Annotated in this window: 12 protein-coding genes and 1 tRNA gene; 5 read left to right on the top strand and 8 right to left on the bottom strand. The window is 68.2% G+C overall.

All coding sequences use genetic code 11. The features are described from left to right. Positions 1-7: 7 nt before the first annotated feature. Positions 8-1,252 (bottom strand): glycosyltransferase family 4 protein, encoded by a 1,245-nt coding sequence (locus GBO37_RS01515; RefSeq protein WP_252926686.1) that lies wholly within the window; start codon positions 1,250-1,252, stop codon positions 8-10. Between the two features lie 142 nt (positions 1,253-1,394). Here GBO37_RS01515 and GBO37_RS01510 point away from each other — a divergent pair, with 142 nt between their 5' ends. Beyond that, a complete protein-coding gene (locus GBO37_RS01510) occupies positions 1,395-1,628 on the top strand; it encodes a hypothetical protein (protein ID WP_045982075.1) in 234 nt (77 codons plus the stop codon). A gap of 71 nt (positions 1,629-1,699) precedes the next feature. Then, on the top strand, positions 1,700-2,839 hold the full coding sequence (locus GBO37_RS01505; protein WP_252926685.1) for a Hint domain-containing protein: 1,140 nt from the start codon (positions 1,700-1,702) through the stop codon (positions 2,837-2,839). Positions 2,840-2,851: 12 nt separating this feature from the next. Here the strand turns inward: GBO37_RS01505 and GBO37_RS01500 are convergent, their stop codons facing one another. Further along, positions 2,852-3,889, bottom strand: coding sequence for a fatty acid desaturase (locus GBO37_RS01500; RefSeq protein WP_045999764.1), 1,038 nt, complete (start codon positions 3,887-3,889; stop codon positions 2,852-2,854). Positions 3,890-4,116: 227 nt separating this feature from the next. Here GBO37_RS01500 and GBO37_RS01495 point away from each other — a divergent pair, with 227 nt between their 5' ends. Then, on the top strand, positions 4,117-4,473 hold the full coding sequence (locus GBO37_RS01495) for a hypothetical protein (RefSeq protein WP_045982077.1): 357 nt from the start codon (positions 4,117-4,119) through the stop codon (positions 4,471-4,473). Between the two features lie 217 nt (positions 4,474-4,690). Here GBO37_RS01495 and GBO37_RS01490 read toward each other — a convergent pair whose 3' ends face one another. Further along, entirely contained in the window at positions 4,691-6,622 is a 1,932-nt protein-coding gene (locus GBO37_RS01490; protein WP_252926684.1) for a methyl-accepting chemotaxis protein, read from the bottom strand. A 137-nt stretch (positions 6,623-6,759) separates the two neighbouring features. Between GBO37_RS01490 and GBO37_RS01485 the strand changes: the two genes are divergently transcribed. Next, entirely contained in the window at positions 6,760-8,001 is a 1,242-nt protein-coding gene (locus tag GBO37_RS01485) for an Hsp70 family protein (RefSeq protein ID WP_252926683.1), read from the top strand. 13 nt (positions 8,002-8,014) lie between these two features. Here the strand turns inward: GBO37_RS01485 and GBO37_RS01480 are convergent. Both GBO37_RS01480 and putA read right to left on the bottom strand, forming a co-directional pair. Then, positions 8,015-8,110, bottom strand: a tRNA-Sec gene (locus GBO37_RS01480). 744 nt (positions 8,111-8,854) lie between these two features. After that, the gene (gene putA, locus GBO37_RS01475) at positions 8,855-12,376 is read right to left on the bottom strand and encodes a bifunctional proline dehydrogenase/L-glutamate gamma-semialdehyde dehydrogenase PutA (protein ID WP_252926682.1); all 3,522 of its coding nucleotides are present in this window, start codon (positions 12,374-12,376) and stop codon (positions 8,855-8,857) included. A 106-nt stretch (positions 12,377-12,482) separates the two neighbouring features. Between putA and GBO37_RS01470 the strand changes: the two genes are divergently transcribed. Next, entirely contained in the window at positions 12,483-12,947 is a 465-nt protein-coding gene (locus tag GBO37_RS01470) for an Lrp/AsnC ligand binding domain-containing protein (RefSeq protein WP_252926681.1), read from the top strand. Here GBO37_RS01470 and selB read toward each other — a convergent pair. From selB to fdhE, 3 genes are read right to left on the bottom strand one after another with little or no spacing between them, the layout of a single operon-like run. Beyond that, positions 12,944-14,830, bottom strand: a complete 1,887-nt coding sequence (gene selB, locus GBO37_RS01465) for a selenocysteine-specific translation elongation factor (RefSeq protein ID WP_252926680.1) — start codon at positions 14,828-14,830, stop codon at positions 12,944-12,946. The genes GBO37_RS01470 and selB overlap by 4 nt on opposite strands. Then, positions 14,827-16,185 (bottom strand): L-seryl-tRNA(Sec) selenium transferase, encoded by a 1,359-nt coding sequence (selA, locus tag GBO37_RS01460; protein WP_252926679.1) that lies wholly within the window; start codon positions 16,183-16,185, stop codon positions 14,827-14,829. The genes selB and selA overlap by 4 nt, the downstream gene beginning before the upstream one ends. Beyond that, on the bottom strand, positions 16,185-17,099 hold the full coding sequence (gene fdhE / locus GBO37_RS01455) for a formate dehydrogenase accessory protein FdhE (RefSeq protein WP_252926678.1): 915 nt from the start codon (positions 17,097-17,099) through the stop codon (positions 16,185-16,187). Before fdhE ends, selA begins: the two co-directional genes overlap by 1 nt. Between the last annotated feature and the right edge of the window lie 37 nt (positions 17,100-17,136).

Genomic DNA, 17,136 nt, shown 5'->3' with positions numbered 1-17,136 from the left:
CGCGACCTTACCGGTTCTGGCTGTCCGCGAACAGTGCGGCCAGCTTGCCGGCCTCTGTTGCGATGTCATGGCGCGTCAGCGCGCGCGTACGGGCGGCGGCGCCCATCCGTTCCAGTTGGTCTCGTGGGGTCCGGGCGGCGGTGTCCAGCGCCTTGGCCAGGTCGTCTTCGGACCCGGCCGGGATGAGCCAGCCGGTCTTGCCGTCGACCATCAGTTCGGGGATGCCAGCGATCAGGGTGGCGATGCAAGGGCGGCCCGCCGCCATCGCCTCCATCAGGGCCACGGGCAGGCCTTCGGCAAAGCTGGGCATGGCCATGACATGCGCCGCAGACAGCGCGTCGCGCACGCCGGTCTCGTCCAGCCAGCCGGCCAGCGTGACGCGCGTGTCCAGCCCGTGCGCCCTGATCGCCCGCTGGATCTCGGCCCGCAGCGGGCCGTCACCCACCAGCGTCAGGTGCACCGGCGCGGTGCAGCGCGCCATCGCCTCGATCAGCAGGACCTGGCCCTTCTGCTCGGCGAAGCGGCCGATGCAGACCACGCGCAGCGGGTCGTGCGCGTCCGGTCCCGGCGGCAGGGGAACCGGCGCCGCGAACAGGGCGGGGTCGATGCCGCAATGCACCACCTTGATGCGGTCCCAGGCATCGAAGGGCGCCCATCGCGCCAGCTGGCTGCGTCCGAAGGCGCTGACTGCCACCGCGAAACGCGCTTCGGCCACCTTGTCACGCAGCAGCAGCGTGTGCGGGCCATCGAACTCCTCGGGGCCGTGAAAGGTCACGCTGTAGCCCGGCCCGCCCAGCATCCGGACATAGCGGACCACATCGGCCGAGTTTGTCCCGAAATGGGCATGCAGATGCGTCAGGCCCAGCTGCCGGCTGCGATCGGCCAGGATGGCGGCCTCTGCCAGATAGATCACCTGGCGCAGCGGGCCGCGCCCGGGCCCGCCCCGCCGCCCTGCCGACAGCGCTTGGAGCAGGCTGCGCGGATGGCGGATCACCGCACGGATCAGCGCCATGCCCAAGGCCAACGCGCCCCGGTCCAGCACGTATTCGGTCCGGTCGGCCTCGGCCCGATCCTCGGCCAACAGCACCGGTTGATCGTCGCGCCGCATGGCGAACCGCGCGACGGTCAGACCGGCCGCTTCGAGGGCCCGAATCTCCCTGCGGATGAAGGTCTGGGACGGACGGGGATAGGTGTTGATGACATAGCCGATCCGGTCGGGGGGCAGCGTCGGGTCCATGTCGTCACCGTTCATCTTATTCGCCTTAAAGTTTAATTACTTGCGTCTTACACCCGCATGAATGGTGCCCGAGAGACGCCATTCTGTCGATCTTGTTTCGCAAATGAACCGATCGGTGCTATAGTTGTCAGGATCATTTTGAAAGGGTCGGGGCATTTTGCTGGTCGGTATTATCGCAACCTCTGCAGTCATCGGCATCGTCTCAACCATCCTGTTTCTCGTGCTGGGGTTCGGATGGTTGTCGTCGATCCTGTGGGGCTACGTCGGTTGCGGCATGCTCAGCGTGTTCGCGTTGTCCCTTCTTGTCAGCCGTTCCCTTCGATACCGCAATTGTCCGGGGCGATCCAACCTGAACGATGCGGCGCCCGTCGGCGGCGCGGACTGCGATTAAACTTGTACGCAAGATAAACTGGCGCGATGAATTGGTGCGGCTATTGCTGAGGCTCCATGATGGAGGCTCAGATGACGAACGCCGTGACCTGGATGTGGATTGGCAACCACCAGCAGATTAACACCACGCCAGGAACGCCCGCGACCGAGACCGAGGCGGATGGGATGAAGGGCTACAAGGTCGTCGGCGAGAACCAGATCAAGCCGGTTGACTTGAGCGGACAGCTGCGCGCCATCAATACCGCCCAGGGCCCGGCCGAGGCTTATGCGACAAGCTACAGCCAGCATCCTGACGGTGCCAGCAAGTTCGCCTATGGTTCGCCCACCGATGGGGGGCAAAGTACCAGCCAGATCACCGGCTTCCTCAAGGTTCAGTACAAGCTGACCTTTCCGGACAACACCACCAGCACCCAGGACGGCGTGCTGATCCAGATGCGCAACGGGGACATGTTCTTCCGCCCCGCCAAGGACAGCGTCGCGGCATGGTCTGACGTCAAGTCGCTGCATTCGGTCGAGATCATCGAGGCCGACCCCCTGCCCAAGGAGGTCTATGTCGCCAAGATCTCGTTCGCGCCTGACATCCACGAATTGGAGATCATGTGCTTTGCTTCGGACACGTTGATCCTGACCGCGGACGGGCCGCGCCCGGTCGACAGCCTGCAGCCCGGTGACCTGATCTGGACGCGCGATCACGGATATCAGCCCCTGCGCTGGATCGGCAGGCGCCGTTTCGATGGCGTGGATCTGGCGGCGAACCCCAAGCTTCGTCCGATCCGCATTGCGGCCGGGGCGCTTGGCCTAAACCAGCCGTCGGCGCCCCTGTCCGTGTCGCGCCAGCACCGCATCATGATCCGGTCATCGGTCGCGCGGACCCTGTTCGGGACCGAGGAGATCCTGGCACCGGCTTGCCAGCTGATCGATGTTCCTGGCATCGCGGTGGACATGTCCGTGTCGCAGGTGACCTATTGCCATCTGATGTTCGACGCCCACCAAGTCGTCGATTCCAACGGCGCACAGACGGAATCTTTGTATCCCGGCCCCCAGGCCCTGCGCGCGATGGGGTCTGCGGCCCTGTCCGAACTGCAGCAGATCTTTCCCGAATTGTTTGCGGATCAGGCCCACCCGGCCGAGGCCCGCACTTTCGTGCGCGGCCCCCGGCTGCGCCAGCTTGTTCAGCTGCACACCGTCGGACAGGCCGCGCTGGTCAGCTGAACGCTGCCGGCCTCAGCCGGCCGTCGGCGCGCCGTAAAGGCTGCGCGCCTCGCGGAAGGACACCAGGCGACGACGATTTTCGTCCCACAGGTGCAGGTTCACCGACCGCAGGCTTTCGCGCAGGGTCAGCCGCTGTGCCGATGCCAGTTCGTCATGGTCGCGCAGGATTTCCGGCAGGCGATAGAACGGGATGCGGCTGTACAGGTGGTGGACATGATGCACCCCGATATTGGCGGACAGCCAGCGCAGGGGCTGGGGCAGGATGTAATGCGACGATCCGGCCAGCGCCGCATCGTGCAATTGCCATTCGTCCCCATTGGCCCAGTGCGTTTCCTCGAACTGATGCTGGACATAGAACAGCCATACGCCGACGGTCCCCGCGACGATGGTCGTGGGCAGGAAGATCAGCAGGACGGGCATCGGCCCCGCAAACCAGATCATCGTGCCCAGGATCAGCGCCAGCGCCAGATTGGTACCCAGGGCCGATGCCCAGAACCGCCATCCCGCCCGCATCAGCCCAAGCGGCAGACGGTTCTGCAGCAGGAACAGATAGCTTGGCCCCAGCACGAACAGCACCAGGGGGTGGCGATACAGCCGGTACATCAGCCGTCCGAACCTGCCGCGGCTGCGATACTCGCCCACCGTCAGGGTCATCACGTCGCCGATGCCGCGTTCATCCAAGTTCCCGTGCTGGGCGTGGTGCAGCGAATGGGTCCGGCGCCAGACGTCATAGGGCGTCAGGGTCAGCACGCCCAGACCCCGCCCGATCCAGTCCTGGACCTTGCGATTGCGAAAGAACGACGCGTGGCCGCAATCATGCTGGATGCAGAAGATGCGGACCAGGAACAGCCCGTTCACCAGCGCGATCGGCACGGCCAGCCAATAGCTGACGGACAGCGCCGCCCAGGCCAGCGCCCAGAGCGCCAGGAACGGAACGATCGTGGCCATCAACTCCCACACGCTGCGGCGGGTCGACGGCTCGCGATACTTGGCGAGGACCTGCACCCATTCCTTGGCCTGGCGCGGCGTGCTTGCGTTTGGTGTACCCATAATCAGCGACTCTGCGCCCCCTCAGTTCATTTCAGGCGGCGATAGCACAGAAAGGTCGCCGCCGCCTATGGGCCCCGTGACGTCCCATTGCCGCATCATGGCTGACAAAGAGTTGGGGACCGGATCGGACACGGTTTCGTCACCGGATCGACGGCAGTGGTGATGATGCGCGGAACCGGCGCACGCCAGCCGCGTTTTGCCGTGAACAATCCACGTGAGGCTACCCGATGATCATCCCGTTCGCACGACTGACGCTGACTGCGGCCGTTCTGGCGCTGGCAGTCCCCATCGGCGGCCTGTCGGGGAGTGCGGCGTGGGCGCAGGCCGCACCGGCCGAGCGCGTGTCCGAGGCACCGGAATGCGCGGCCGATGCCGGTGTCGCCGAACCGGCAACCCAGCCTGACGCATCCGAGGACAGCACAGCCGCGGAAAACACCGGAACCACCGGCTGGAGCGGTGGAACAGGCGGATCACAGCTGGGCACCAACATTCAGGGCGCCGTCGAATCGTCCCCGACCTGGCAGCCCCCGACGGCGCGGGGTCTGGACCTTGCTGGAACTGCCGAAGACCAGCCGGCCTGCTGACGCCCGCTCTGCAAAATCAGTTGGACCATGCCGCTTGTCGGTGCATCGCTAGCATGTTGTGCATCTTTCACGGGTATCGAAACGTACAATTACAGTCTTATGGATGCCCTTGCAGCACTGTCGTCACTTTATTGAGAGTTACGCGAAAGCCGCTGCCGAACAATCGGCAGCGGCTTATGTTTGTCTGCGTTCCAGCGGCCACCTGGCTATGGTGCGCTCAGAATTCCATCATGCGTGCAGTGACTGTCTTGGGCGATCCGACCCTATGGCGCGGCGGGGCGACTTGGACGAACGGATCGTCGCCGGTGCGAAGCGGATCATCCCGTGTGCCCCATGTCGAGGCCGGCTGGAAGGTGAAGCTGGTCAGGGCTGAGGCCAGTACGCCTGCCTGATGCTGCAGCGACGCTGCAGCGGCATTCGTTTCCTCGGCCACGGCGGCATTCTGCTGGGTCACTTGGTCCAGATGGTTCACGCCCGAGTTGATCTCGGACAGTGCGGTGGACTGGTCGCTGGCGGCCAGGGCGATGGCTGCAACCTGATCCGACACCTCGCGGGCCTTGGACAGGATCTGCTCGAGGCTGCCCCCGGTGCGGCTGACCAGCGAGGATCCTGACCGAACGTGCTGCGAGGAATCCGAGATGAGCCCCTTGATCTCACGCGCGGATTCCGACGCACGCTGCGCCAGCCCGCGCACCTCGGATGCGACCACGGCGAAACCGCGACCCGCCTCTCCGGCACGGGCGGCCTCGACCCCGGCGTTCAGCGCCAGCAGGTTCGTCTGGAACGCAATATCGTCGATGACGGTGATGATGCGGTTGATCTGGTCCGAGGATGCCTCGATCTTTTCCATGGCCTGGATGGCCTCTCCGACGATGCTGCGGCCCTCCTCCGCGATCGAGCGGTTGGTGCGCGACACGCTCTCGGCCGTGCGGGCCAGATCGGCGGTGGAGTGCACGCTGGCGGTCAGTTCGGTCAGCGCCGCCGCCGATTCCTCCAGCGTGGCGGCCTGCGTCTCTGCGCGACCTGCCAGGTCCTGGGCAGCAGAGGTGATCTCGTCCGAGCCCGTGCGCACCTGGCGGGCGACCTCGACGATGCGGCCCATCGTGCTGCCCAGATCGGACACGACCTTGTTGAAGGTGGCGCGCAGCGCCTCGTATTCTTGGGGGAAGGGATCATGCGCGGGGCTGGCGATCTGCGCGGTCAGGTCGCCCGCCGCCAGCCGCTCCAACCCGGTCGAGATATCGGTCACGATCCGCGCCTGCTTGCGGGACTGCGCCTGCGCCTCGGCGGCGCCGGCCTCCCGCAGGGCGGCGGCGGCGTGGCGGGCCTCCTGGGCCTGGGCCAGGCCGTCGCGGAACTGTTCCAGGTTGCGGGCGATCGAGCCGATCTCGTCGCGCATCTCCGTGCCGGGGATCGGCCGGTCGTAGTTCTGGCGGGCGACATCCTGCATCGCGGCGTCGACGGCCGCCAGGGGCCGCAGGGCACGACGCGTCATCACCTGGTTCAGCGCAAAGGCCAGCAGCAGCGCGGCGGCGGTCAGGGCCACGGCGGTGGTCAGGTTGCGCCACAGTACTGCCTCGATCCCGTCCATCGCCACGCCGGCATAAAGGACGCCGTTAACCTGACCCTGTTGATCGCGGACCGGGACATACAGCGTCAGATAGGGATGATCCAGGATCGTGGTCGTGCCGGAATAGGTCCGCCCCTCCAGCATGGCGGCATGAACCGGGCCCGTCGGGTCCAGCGGCGTGCCGACCGCGCGGGTGCCGTCCGGGCGCTTGACGTTGGTCGTCACGCGCATGAACTGGCCCAGTTCGGGGTCAAGCCGGAAGATGGTCGCCGTCTCTCCGGTCTGGCCGCCGACATCGTCGATCATGGTGTGATCGTCGAAATTGGGGATCTGCGGCCAGACGACGTCGCCCAAGGTGCCGTCCGGCCTGGTCGTCGCAGAGAAGCCGTCGTGGTCCACGGCAAGATCATAGGACAGGACGCGCAGCGTCACCCGTTGCGCGCTTTGGGCGTTTTCCAGAAGGCTTTGGCGTTGCGCCATGCTGAGCACGGTGACCAGCACAAGCGCCAGGGCCGTCATCAGGCCAAGGCTGGTCAGGGTGATCTTTTGGCGCAGGGACAGGCGCGGGACGAAGGACATCGAAATCTCCGGGACAGGGACCAGGAGCCGACGCTAGCGCACAAATGCTAATGCCCGGTTAGCGTGCCCCCGCTTGACTTGGCCCGGCCCCCCGCCTAGGCACGCGCCCTTCGCAGACACAGGGCAGGGCATCCGACATGGCACCGCGCGGCAACGGCCTGGGCATCGACTTCGGCACCTCGAACTCGGCGGCGGGACATGCGCCGGACGGGACGCCGCGCCTGATCCGGTTGGAACCGGGGCAGACGACCATGCCCACGACCTTTTTCCTGGACGCCGACAGCCGCACCACCCTGATGGGCCAGCCCGCGAACCGCGCTCTGCTGGACGGGCACGAGGGCCGCTTCATGCGGGCGCTGAAGCGCGTCCTGGGCACATCGCTGATGCATGAAAAGCGGATGATCCTGAACGAGAGGGTGACCTTTGTCGACCTGATCGCGCGCTTTCTGAACCGCATCAAGACGCGGGCCGAGGCCGAGACCGGGCAGACCTTCGACCGCGCGCTGTCGGGTCGGCCCGTCGTCTTTCACGGCGATGGCGACCCGCGCGAGGCGCAGGCCGAGGACGATCTGCGTCAATGCTATCTGGCTGCGGGCTTTCGCGACGTGGACTTCATGCCCGAGCCCGAGGCCGCAGCCATTGCCGCCGGTGCCGCGCGGCCCGGCGCCACGGGCCTGATCGTGGACGTGGGCGGCGGCACGTCGGATTTCTCGCTCTTCCAGGGGCAGGGGGCGGGGGTGCGGATCCTGGCAAGTCACGGCGTGCGAATCGGCGGCACCGATTTCGACCGCGCGGTCAGCCTGGATCACGTGATGCCGCTGCTGGGCCGGGGATCGGTCCTTCGCAAGGCGATGGGGCCGGGGACGTCGCCCGTACCGAACGCCATCTACAACGACCTTGCCACGTGGGAGAAGATCCCCTTCGTGAACACCCCCCAGAACCGCCGCATGGTCGCCGAAATGGTCCGGCTGGCCGAACAGCCCTACGCCATGGCCCGCCTGTCGCGCGTGCTGGAGGACGATCTGGGCCACGATCTGGCCTTTGCCGTCGAACGCGGCAAGATCGCCGCCAATGACGGTGCCGACGACGCGGCCATCCTGCTGGACGAGGTCGAACGCGGCCTGTCCGCGCCGCTGGCCGGGCAGGCGTTGGCCGACAGCCTGTCGCGCCACGCCAGCCAGCTGCACGAGGGCGCCGTCGAGACGCTGCACCGCGCACAGCTGACCCCCGCACAGGTCGACCGGGTGATCTATGTCGGGGGGTCAAGCCTGATGACGGTCGTAAGCGACACGATGCGCGCGGCCTTTCCCGATGCAGATCATTCGGCACGGGACGTGTTCACGGCCGTGGCCGACGGGCTGGCCATCGCGGCGCGGTAGGGGCGGGGAAGGCTGGCGGAAGGGAATGGGAGTCGAACCCACCCGGGACAGGCTCGCTGCCCCAACCGGATTTGAAGTCCGGCCAAACCACCGGGTCTGATGCCCTTCCGCGATCCTTCGTTCCTGTCACCTAGGGGCTGGTGGCGGGTCCTGCAATAGAATGTTTCGCAACATGGCGGCCCCGGACGCAAGCTGCGATGCCAGGTCGCGGTGGTCCGGGTCGTCGAACGTCACGGCATTGACGGCCTGACACATGCTTGCCACCGCCCGGTCGCGGTCCTGCGCGGACACGCGGGCGAACTGTCGCGCCACGGTCGCGACCATCAGGTTGCCCGTCGGGCGCATCGCGTGGAACGCCGCAAGGGTCGCCAGCCGCAGGGGCCAGACCTGATCGACGTGACGCGCCAGGCGGACATAGACGGCGATGAAATCCGGGGGCAGGGATTCGTTGATCCGCGGGGCGTCCTGCAGGGGCGCGTCGGGGGACAGGCCAAGCAGCCCTGCGAACACGCCGATGAAATCCGCGTCCAGCCGGGTCAGCAAACGCGCCGAGGCCCCGGTCCTGTCCGCGATCAGATCGGCCATATGGCCAAGGTCCATCATCGCGCGGATGGCGGGCATGCGGCAGAAGACCGCAAAATCGGGCAGGCTCAGCGGCTTGCCCGGTGGCACCGGGTTGATCAGCGCCTGTTTCCACAACGACCGCAGCCACCCGTCCAGATCGCGCCCGACCAGGAACAGGGTCGTGTCGAAACCCGTCAGCACCTCTCGGACCTGCTGCCAGGCGCTGTCGGGGATCAGGGCCCGATTGGTCATCACCCCCTCGCAGGACAGGATCAGCGTGTGGGCGCGCCTATCGCGCAGGGGGCCGGTCTCGGCGGCAAGCCGCGACAGGTCGCCGCGCTTCAGCCCTTGGACCAGCCATTGATGCTTGGGGTCGCGGGGCGTGTCGACCGAGGCATAGACGATGCCCTGCGCCGCCAGCACCCCGCGGTTCAGATGGCACCCCCGCGGCGGTGGTGTCGACGCACAGGTGGCGTTCATGCATGACGTGGGCGCGGTCCGGCACCGCCGTGATCAGTGGCACCAGCGGACCTGGCCGCGCGGCCAGGGCCCGGGCCATCGCCCGCCCCGTCGCCGCGTCACCCCACCACAGCACCGCAGTCACATCGGGCAGGTCGCGCAGCGCATCCGGATCGACATCGCCCTCTGCGACAATTGCCTGACCGCCGGCATCGGTCACGGCACGTGCCTGTGCCGCCGCGGCAGGGGCGCCGGGGCCCAAGCACAGGACGGGGCCGCGGGGCAGGGTGGTCAGACGGTTCAGCTCTCCCGTCGGGCCGGGCATCAGCCGATCGGTGGGCGCGGCGCCGGGGGCGGGACGGGTCAGCGCCGCAGCCAGGCGGTCGGTGCTGTCGGCCCCGGTCCAGTCCGTCGCCGCGGCGGCGGGGGCTGCGGGCGCGAACAGCCGCGTCAGGTACTGCGGGCCGCCGGCCTTGGGTCCGGTGCCCGACAGGCCCTCTCCGCCAAACGGCTGGCTGCCGACGGTTGCGCCGACCTGGTTGCGGTTGACGTACAGGTTGCCCGCATGGACCGCCTGCGTGACCTCCTGCACCCGGCTGTCGATGCGCGAATGCAGCCCGAAGGTCAGCCCGTACCCCGTCGCGTTGATCGCCGCCACGACCCGGTCCAGGTCCCTCGCCTTGAAGGTCGCGACATGCAGGACGGGGCCGAAGATCTCGCGCTCCAGCGCCTGGATGCCGTCGATGCGGATCAGCGTGGGCGGTACGAAATGCCCCGTGGCGGGCGCCGCGATCTGGTGCAGGATCTGGTCGCGGTTCTGGTCCAGATACGCCAGGATCCCGGCCTGCGCCTCGGCGTCGATGACCGGGCCGACATCGGTGGACAGATCCCACGGGTCGCCCACGCGCAGCTGGTCCATCGCCCCCTGGATCATCGCGATCAGGTGCGGGGCCACGTCCTCCTGCACGTAGAGGCAGCGCAGCGCCGAACAGCGCTGGCCCGCCGACCGGAAGCTGGAGGCGATGATGTCGCGCACCGCCTGTTCGGGCAGGGCCGTGCTGTCCACGATCATCGCGTTCAGACCACCCGTCTCCGCGATCAGCGGCGTGCCGGGGGCCATGTGGTCCGCCATGCTGGCGGCGATCAGCCGCGCCGTGTCGGTGCCGCCGGTAAAGACGACGCCGTTGATGCGCGGATCGCGGGTCAGCGCCGCACCGACCGTCGCGCCGTCGCCCGGCAGCAGCTGCAGCGCGTCGGCCGGAACGCCCGCGCGGTGCATCAGGCGCACGGCAAGGGCGGCGATCAGGGGGGTCTGTTCGGCCGGCTTGGCCAGCACCGCGTTCCCAGCCATCAGCGCCGCCGCGACCTGTCCGGTGAAGATCGCCAGCGGAAAGTTCCAGGGGCTGATCGCAGCGATGATCCCGCGCGGGGCATCCGTGCGGCCCTCGCCCTGCTGGGCGTAATAGCGCAGGAAATCCACCGCCTCGCGCAGTTCGGCCACGGCGTCGTTCAGGGTCTTGCCCGCCTCGCGGGCCAGGATGCCGAAGATCGGGCCGAAATCAGCCTCGAACAGGTCAGCGGCGCGGCGCAGGGTCGCGGCCCGTTCCGAGGCAGGGGCCGCCCAGGGGCGGGCCGCATCGATGGCGCGGGTCACCGTGGCCTCGTCCGCCTCGGTGACGGTCGCCAGGATGTCGCCGGTGGCGGGGTTCAGCACCGGACTGGCCTGTCCGGTCGCCGCCTGCGCGGTCAAGGGGCCGGCATCGGCGATGGACCCGTCACGGGCGGCAAAGATCCGGTCCAGCTGGTCGCGGGCGGCCAGGTCAAAGCCCTTCGCGTTCACGCGGCCCGCGCCATAGATCGCATGGGGCGCCAGCAGGGTCGCGGGGGCTTGGGCCGTCGCCAGCGCGTCGAACGGATCGCGGGCGATCTGTTCGGGCGTCACGTCCAGATCGACGATCTGGTTCACGAAGCTGCTGTTAGCGCCGTTCTCCAGCAGGCGGCGCACCAGATAGGCCAGCAAGTCCTGATGCGCGCCGACCGGGGCATAGATGCGGCAGGCGGTGCGATGATCGCGCAGGACGATGTCGTGCAGCCGCTCTCCCATCCCATGCAGGCGCTGGAATTCGAAGGGCGCATCGCCCGCAAGTTCCAGGATGGCCGCGACGCTGTGCGCGTTGTGCGTGGCGAATTGCGGATAGATGCGGTCGGTCATGCCCAACAGCCTCTTCGCCAGCGCGACATAGCTGACATCCGTCGCGGTCTTGGAGGTGAACAGCGGGAAATCAGGATGCCCTTCGACCTGGGCGCGCTTCATTTCGGTGTCCCAATAGGCACCCTTGACCAGGCGCAGCATGATGCGGCGGTCGTGGCGGACCGCCAGCGCGTGCAGCGCATCGATCATCGGCCCCGCCCGCTTGCCATAGGCCTGCACGACCACGCCGAACCCGTCCCATCCGGCCAGATCGGGGTCCGGCAGGACGGCCTCGATCACCTGCAGCGACAGGGCCAGGCGGTCTTGCTCCTCGGCGTCGATGTTCAGGCCCATGTTGGCCGCGCGCGCCCGGCGGGCCAGATCGCGGACCACGGGGACCAGTTCGGCCATCACCCGATCCTCCTGCGCGACCTCATAGCGGGGGTGCAGCGCCGACAGCTTGATCGAGATGCCGGGGTTCCGGGCGACGGAGCCATGCGTGCAAGCGCTGGCGATGGCCGCGATGGCCTTGCGGTATTCGTCGGCATAGCGGTCGGCGTCGCGGGCGGTCATCGCCGCCTCGCCCAGCATGTCATAGCTGTAGGTGTATCCCTTGGCCTCCTGACCCTTCGCCCGGTCCAACGCGGCGTCGATGGTCTGGCCCAGGACGAACTGGCGTCCCATCTCGCGCATCGCGCGGGTGACGGCGGTGCGGATCACCGGCTCTCCAAGGCGGCGGACCGCGCCGCGCAGGGTGCCGGCCAGACCGGGCTTGCTGTCATCCAGCACCCGCCCCGTCAGCATCAGCGCCCAGGTCGAGGCGTTGACCAGGCTGGAGGAGCTGTCGCCCAGGTGGCGGCCCCAATCGGAGGGGGCGATCTTGTCCTCGATCAGCGCATCGATGGTGGCACGGTCGGGCACGCGCAGCATCGCCTCGGCCAGGCACATCAGCGCCACGCCCTCGCGGGTGGACAGGCCGTATTCGGCCAGCATCAGCTCCATCATCGTGGGCTTGGATTCGGCGCGGATGCGGCGGATCAGGTTGGCCGCGCGGTCGCTGATCCGCACACGGGTATCAGGCGACAGCGCCGCATCGCGGACCAGCCGGTCCAGCAGGGCCGCTTCGGGTTGGAACTTGGCGGAAAAGGAAAGGTCGGTCATGGCGGCACCCCTGTCTGATATCGGCAGAATATCGCGTGCCGTCTGGACGATGGGACCAATGATGGGCAGGATCGCAGCCATATCGTCCAATCATGGGGCATAAGACGTGACCGACATCCAGGACCCGATCAATCGCCGCATCCTGGCGGAACTGGTGGCCAACGCCCGTATCCCGGTGACCGAACTGGCGCGCAAGGTCGGCCTGTCAAAGACCCCCGTGGCCCTGCGCATCCGCCAGCTGGAGGAGGCGGGGCTGATCACCGGATACCGGGCCATCCTGTCGCCCGTGCGCCTTGGCCTGACCCATGTCACCTATGTCGAGATGCGCCTCTCGGACACCCGCCACAAGGCGCTGGAGTCGTTCAACGCCGCCATCCGCCTGATCCCCGAGGTCGAGGAATGCTACATGATCGCGGGGGGGTTCGATTATCTGCTCAAGGTGCGGTCGCGCGACATGGCCGATTACCGTCGCATCATGGCGGAAAAGCTCTCCGCCCTGCCGCATGTCGCCTCGACCTCCAGCTATGTCGCGATGGAGGCGGTGATCGAACAGGGCATCGCCCCGATCTAGCCGAACAGGTCCAGCCGGTGCGGGTTCAGGCGGCGCAGATCCCCCCGGCGCAGCGTGACGCCGTGCCGGTCGAAGAAATCCAGGATCTCAATCGCGACCTTGCGACCGTTCTGGACGCGGTCGCGAAACAGGGGGGCGGTGAACCAGCCGTCCGGCGTCGCGGCCGCCACATCGCGCAGGATGGTCACCATGTCGGCGGTCACAGCGCGCGCAAAGAAATGGTCATGCGCGATCTGGTCGGTGCGGCCCAGCTTCTGCGTCATGCGCAGCACGCGGCGCACCTCCTTTTCGTCCACCCCGAATTCGGTCGCGAAATCGCGCACCCGCGGCGGGCGATAGCGCAGATCGCCCATCAGGGACGGAAGGATGCGGGCCCACAGCGCCTCGTCCTCGGCCGACAGGCGCACTTCGTGGCCGGGCAGGCGCAGAAAGGCGCCGTCGGGGACGATCCGGCCGGCATCCGCTTCGCCCCGCAGCAGCGCCAGATAGGCGTCCTTGGGCAGCCGCGGCGTCAACGCCAGGCGCAGCCGTTCGCGGCCCATGCCCGGCAGGTCGGGGTTCTCGGCGTGAAAGGCGGACAGCGCGTCGATGATGCCCCGCTGCAGCGCGTCCAGATGCGCGGGCGACAGGGCCAGCCCCGCGACGATCCGTGCTCCGGACAATGCCGCGGCCGCATCGGCGGGCGACAGGGCGCGGTCGCGCACGAAGACCGCCGAATCGACCGGGCCCACCGCCAGCATCGCCTGCAGCGGATCGGAGGCCTGTGCGGCGTCGATCAGCGCCAGCCGTTCAGGGGTGCGCCGTTTGCGGGCGGGAGGGCGCAGGTCCAGGAAATGCCCGCCGCCGATGGTCCGGCTGGCGGACACGTCGCGCAGGATGAACCGGTCACCGATGGTCGCAGCGATGGTCCGGTCCAGCACGATCTGAACCGGACCGCTGTGACCGGGAGCGATGGGGTCGCCCAAGGGCACGATCCGCGCGCCCAGTTCGGCTGCGTGGCTGTGCAGGCGGGCGGGAAACCACGTGCCGATGGGCTTCGGTTCCGTGTCCAGCACGCTCAGGACGGCGTCGATCCGTTCGGTCGGCGCATGCAGCGCGGGGGCCAGCACGATGTCGCCCCGATGGATCGCGTCCTTGGCGACAGCCTCTCCCGCCAGGTTCAGGGCGCAGCGTTGCCCGGCAAGACCGTGGGTCGCCTGCCGGTTCTGCGCATGGATGCCACGGACCCGCGCCGCGATCCCCGACGGGCTGATCGTCACCAGATCGCCGACGGCGACCTGCCCGGACAGCACCGTGCCGGTCACCACCGTCCCTGCGCCCTGCAGGGTGAAGCTGCGATCGACCGCCAGGCGAAAGCCCGCATCGGCGGCGCGATGGGCCACCTGCGCCTCGGCGGCGATCAGGGCGTCGCGCAGGCTGTCCACGCCCTCGCCGGTCAGGGACGACACAGGGATGATCGGTGCATCCGCCAGCCCGCTGTCGGCCAGGGCGTCGCGGATCTGGGCCGTGACTTCGGCGCGGCGGTCGGCATCGGCCAGATCGGCCTTGGTCAGCGCGACCAGCCCCTGCGACAGGCCCAGCAGGTCCAGGATCGCCAGATGCTCTCGCGTCTGCGGCATGATGCCGTCATCGGCGGCCACGACCAGCAGGGCCAGGTCGATCCCGCCCGCGCCTGCTAGCATCGTGTGGATCAGCCGTTCATGCCCTGGCACGTCGACGAAACCGGTGACGGTGCCACCGCCAAGATCGGCATAGGCGAATCCCAGGTCGATGGTGATGCCTCGGGCCTTTTCCTCTGCCAGGCGGTCGGCATCGGTGCCGGTCAGCGCCTTGACCAGCGCGGTCTTGCCGTGGTCGATATGCCCCGCGGTTCCGACGATCACGTCAGCGCCTCCAGCAGGTCGCGGTCATCGCCCAGACAGCGCAGGTCCAGGATCAGCGCGCCGTCGCGGATATGGCCGATGACCGGACGCGGTCGATCGCGCAGCCATGCCGCCAGGCGGTCCGGCGCGTCGCCGCCCGCCCCGCTGATCCGCAGCCCGGCCGACGGAATCGTATCCGTCGGCAGCGAACCCGATCCGATCTGGCTGGCGCAGTCCGTCGGAACGACCCGATGATCGGGCAGCAGCGCCGCGACCTGCGGCACCAGACGCGCGGCCTGCGCCGCGATGTCGGCATGCGAACGGGACAGCATGCGCAGCACGGGCAGCCGCTGGTCCAGACGGTCGGGGTCGTGATAAAGGCGCAGCGTCGCCTGCAGCGCGGCGATGCGGATCTTGTCCAGCCGCACGGCGCGCTTCATGGGATTCCTGTTGATCCGCGCGATCAGGTCGCGCCGGCCCACGATGAACCCCGCCTGCGGCCCGCCCAGCAGCTTGTCGCCCGAAAAGGTGATCAGGTCCGCGCCTTCGGCCACGGCTTCGGCGACGGTGGGTTCGCGGCGCAGGCCCCAACGGGACAGATCGACCAGCGACCCCGCGCCCAGGTCGTTCAGCATCACCACCCCGGCATCGTGCGCGATGGCGGCCAGGTCTAGGGCCGGAACCTCGGCGGTGAACCCCTCGATACGATAGTTCGATGTGTGGACCTTGAGGATCAGCCCGGTCCGGTCCGTGATCGCGTCGCGATAGTCGCGGGCGTGGGTGCGGTTGGTCGTCCCGACCTCGACCAGCCGGGTGCCGGCGCGGGCCATGATGTCGGGCATGCGGAATGCGCCGCCGATCTCGATCAGCTCGCCGCGCGAGACGATGCTGTCACGGTCCTGGCCGAAGGTGTTCAGCGCGATCAGGACGGCGGCCGCATTGTTGTTGACGATGGTGGCATCCTCGGCCCCGGTCAGCTCGCACAGAAGACCGCGCAGATGGTCATCGCGTTGACCGCGCCCGCCGGTCGCCAGGTCGAATTCCAGTGCCAGCGGCGCGGCCATCGCGGCGGAGGCGGCGGCGATCGCCTCGTCCGCCAGGATCGCGCGGCCGAGGTTGGTGTGCAGAACGGTGCCGGTCAGGTTCAGGATCGGGCGCAGCTGCGTGACCGCCGCCGCCGCCAGATCGGCGGCCAGCAGGTGCGGCAGGCGTGCGGCCTCGGCCGCGCCGTCGGCCCCGTCGCGGATGGCCGCGCGGGCCGCATCAAGGCGTAGACGCACGGTCCGGGTCACCGCCTGACGGCCATGAGCGTCGATCAGCGACGGCACCGCCAACAGCACCTGATCGACCGATGGCAGCGCCCTGAACCCCGACATCAATAGCCTGCAAGGAACGGGTTGAACCCGCCGCGATGCTTGTCGGTGTCCTTCATCAGCAGGTCCAGCCCCAGGCTGCCGACGTCGTCGGCGATCGCCTCAAGGCTGGGGTTCTTGTTCTGGTACAGGATCTTGACCCAACTGTCGCAATCGCCACAGACCTCGGCCCGGACAGTCGCCTGGTCGGTCTCGACGCTGCGATAGCTGATCTGGCCGGTCTGGCCGCAGCACAGGCAGGTCAGGCGGACCTCGTTCCATTGGGTCTGGCAGCAGGCGCAGGCGGCATAGCGCACCCCGTCCAGATCGCCGACCCCGATCACGCTGGAGGTCGCGGGCTTGCCGCCGCAGACCGGGCAGACGCCCGTGCGGATCTTGACCAGCTGATCGGCGGGCAGCCCCGCGGCAAGGCGCGACAGATGCAGCTGCACGGCCAGCGATGCGAACAGGTGCGGCGCGATGCTGTCATCGGGAATGCTGTCGGACAGGATGTTCTCCAGCAGCCAGTGACGATCGGCCAGGGGCGCGGCGGTCACGGCGGACAGCGCGATGCGCGCTGGTTCCGGCATGTCCAGCGCCGCTGCATGGTTCAGCACCGCGTCCAGGACGGCATGCAGGTCGGGGTCGGATGCCAGCCGCTGCCGGTCGATCGGCGGCATGCGGTTTTCGCGGGCCAGTCGTATGCGGTCGGCGGGCAGGGGGGCGGGGCGGGGCAGTTCGTCCGCCAGCCGGGCCTGGAGGTCCGCTAGCTGACCCAGAAAGGCCAGCCACGGCCCAAGGTTGTCGCTGTGCTGGGCCAGGAAGGCCAGGCGCTTGGCACGGGTCGCGAACAGGCGCATGGGCTTGGGCAAAAACACCAGCGGCGCCGTGGGGACGCCGCCGATGGCCGATGGATCGGGTTGGATGGTGGTATTCATGTCAGTCTCCGGGCCGAACCGGCCACAGGGGATGCCG

This window comes from Paracoccus sp. 08 (assembly GCF_024105395.1).
Taxonomy (GTDB): Bacteria; Pseudomonadota; Alphaproteobacteria; order Rhodobacterales; family Rhodobacteraceae; genus Paracoccus; species Paracoccus marcusii.
This window is presented reverse-complemented; position numbering and strand designations above follow the sequence as displayed.

What these genes read in the sequence shown, in the direction of transcription:
- GBO37_RS01515 (WP_252926686.1), bottom strand. Translation starts at nt 1,252, where the DNA reads ATGAACGGTGACGACATGGACCCGACGCTGCCCCCCGACCGGATCGGC.
- GBO37_RS01505 (WP_252926685.1), top strand. Translation starts at nt 1,700, where the DNA reads ATGACGAACGCCGTGACCTGGATGTGGATTGGCAACCACCAGCAGATT.
- GBO37_RS01500 (WP_045999764.1), bottom strand. Translation starts at nt 3,889, where the DNA reads ATGGGTACACCAAACGCAAGCACGCCGCGCCAGGCCAAGGAATGGGTG.
- GBO37_RS01495 (WP_045982077.1), top strand. Translation starts at nt 4,117, where the DNA reads ATGATCATCCCGTTCGCACGACTGACGCTGACTGCGGCCGTTCTGGCG.
- GBO37_RS01490 (WP_252926684.1), bottom strand. Translation starts at nt 6,622, where the DNA reads ATGTCCTTCGTCCCGCGCCTGTCCCTGCGCCAAAAGATCACCCTGACC.
- GBO37_RS01485 (WP_252926683.1), top strand. Translation starts at nt 6,760, where the DNA reads ATGGCACCGCGCGGCAACGGCCTGGGCATCGACTTCGGCACCTCGAAC.
- putA (WP_252926682.1), bottom strand. Translation starts at nt 12,376, where the DNA reads ATGACCGACCTTTCCTTTTCCGCCAAGTTCCAACCCGAAGCGGCCCTG.
- selA (WP_252926679.1), bottom strand. Translation starts at nt 16,185, where the DNA reads ATGTCGGGGTTCAGGGCGCTGCCATCGGTCGATCAGGTGCTGTTGGCG.
- fdhE (WP_252926678.1), bottom strand. Translation starts at nt 17,099, where the DNA reads ATGAATACCACCATCCAACCCGATCCATCGGCCATCGGCGGCGTCCCC.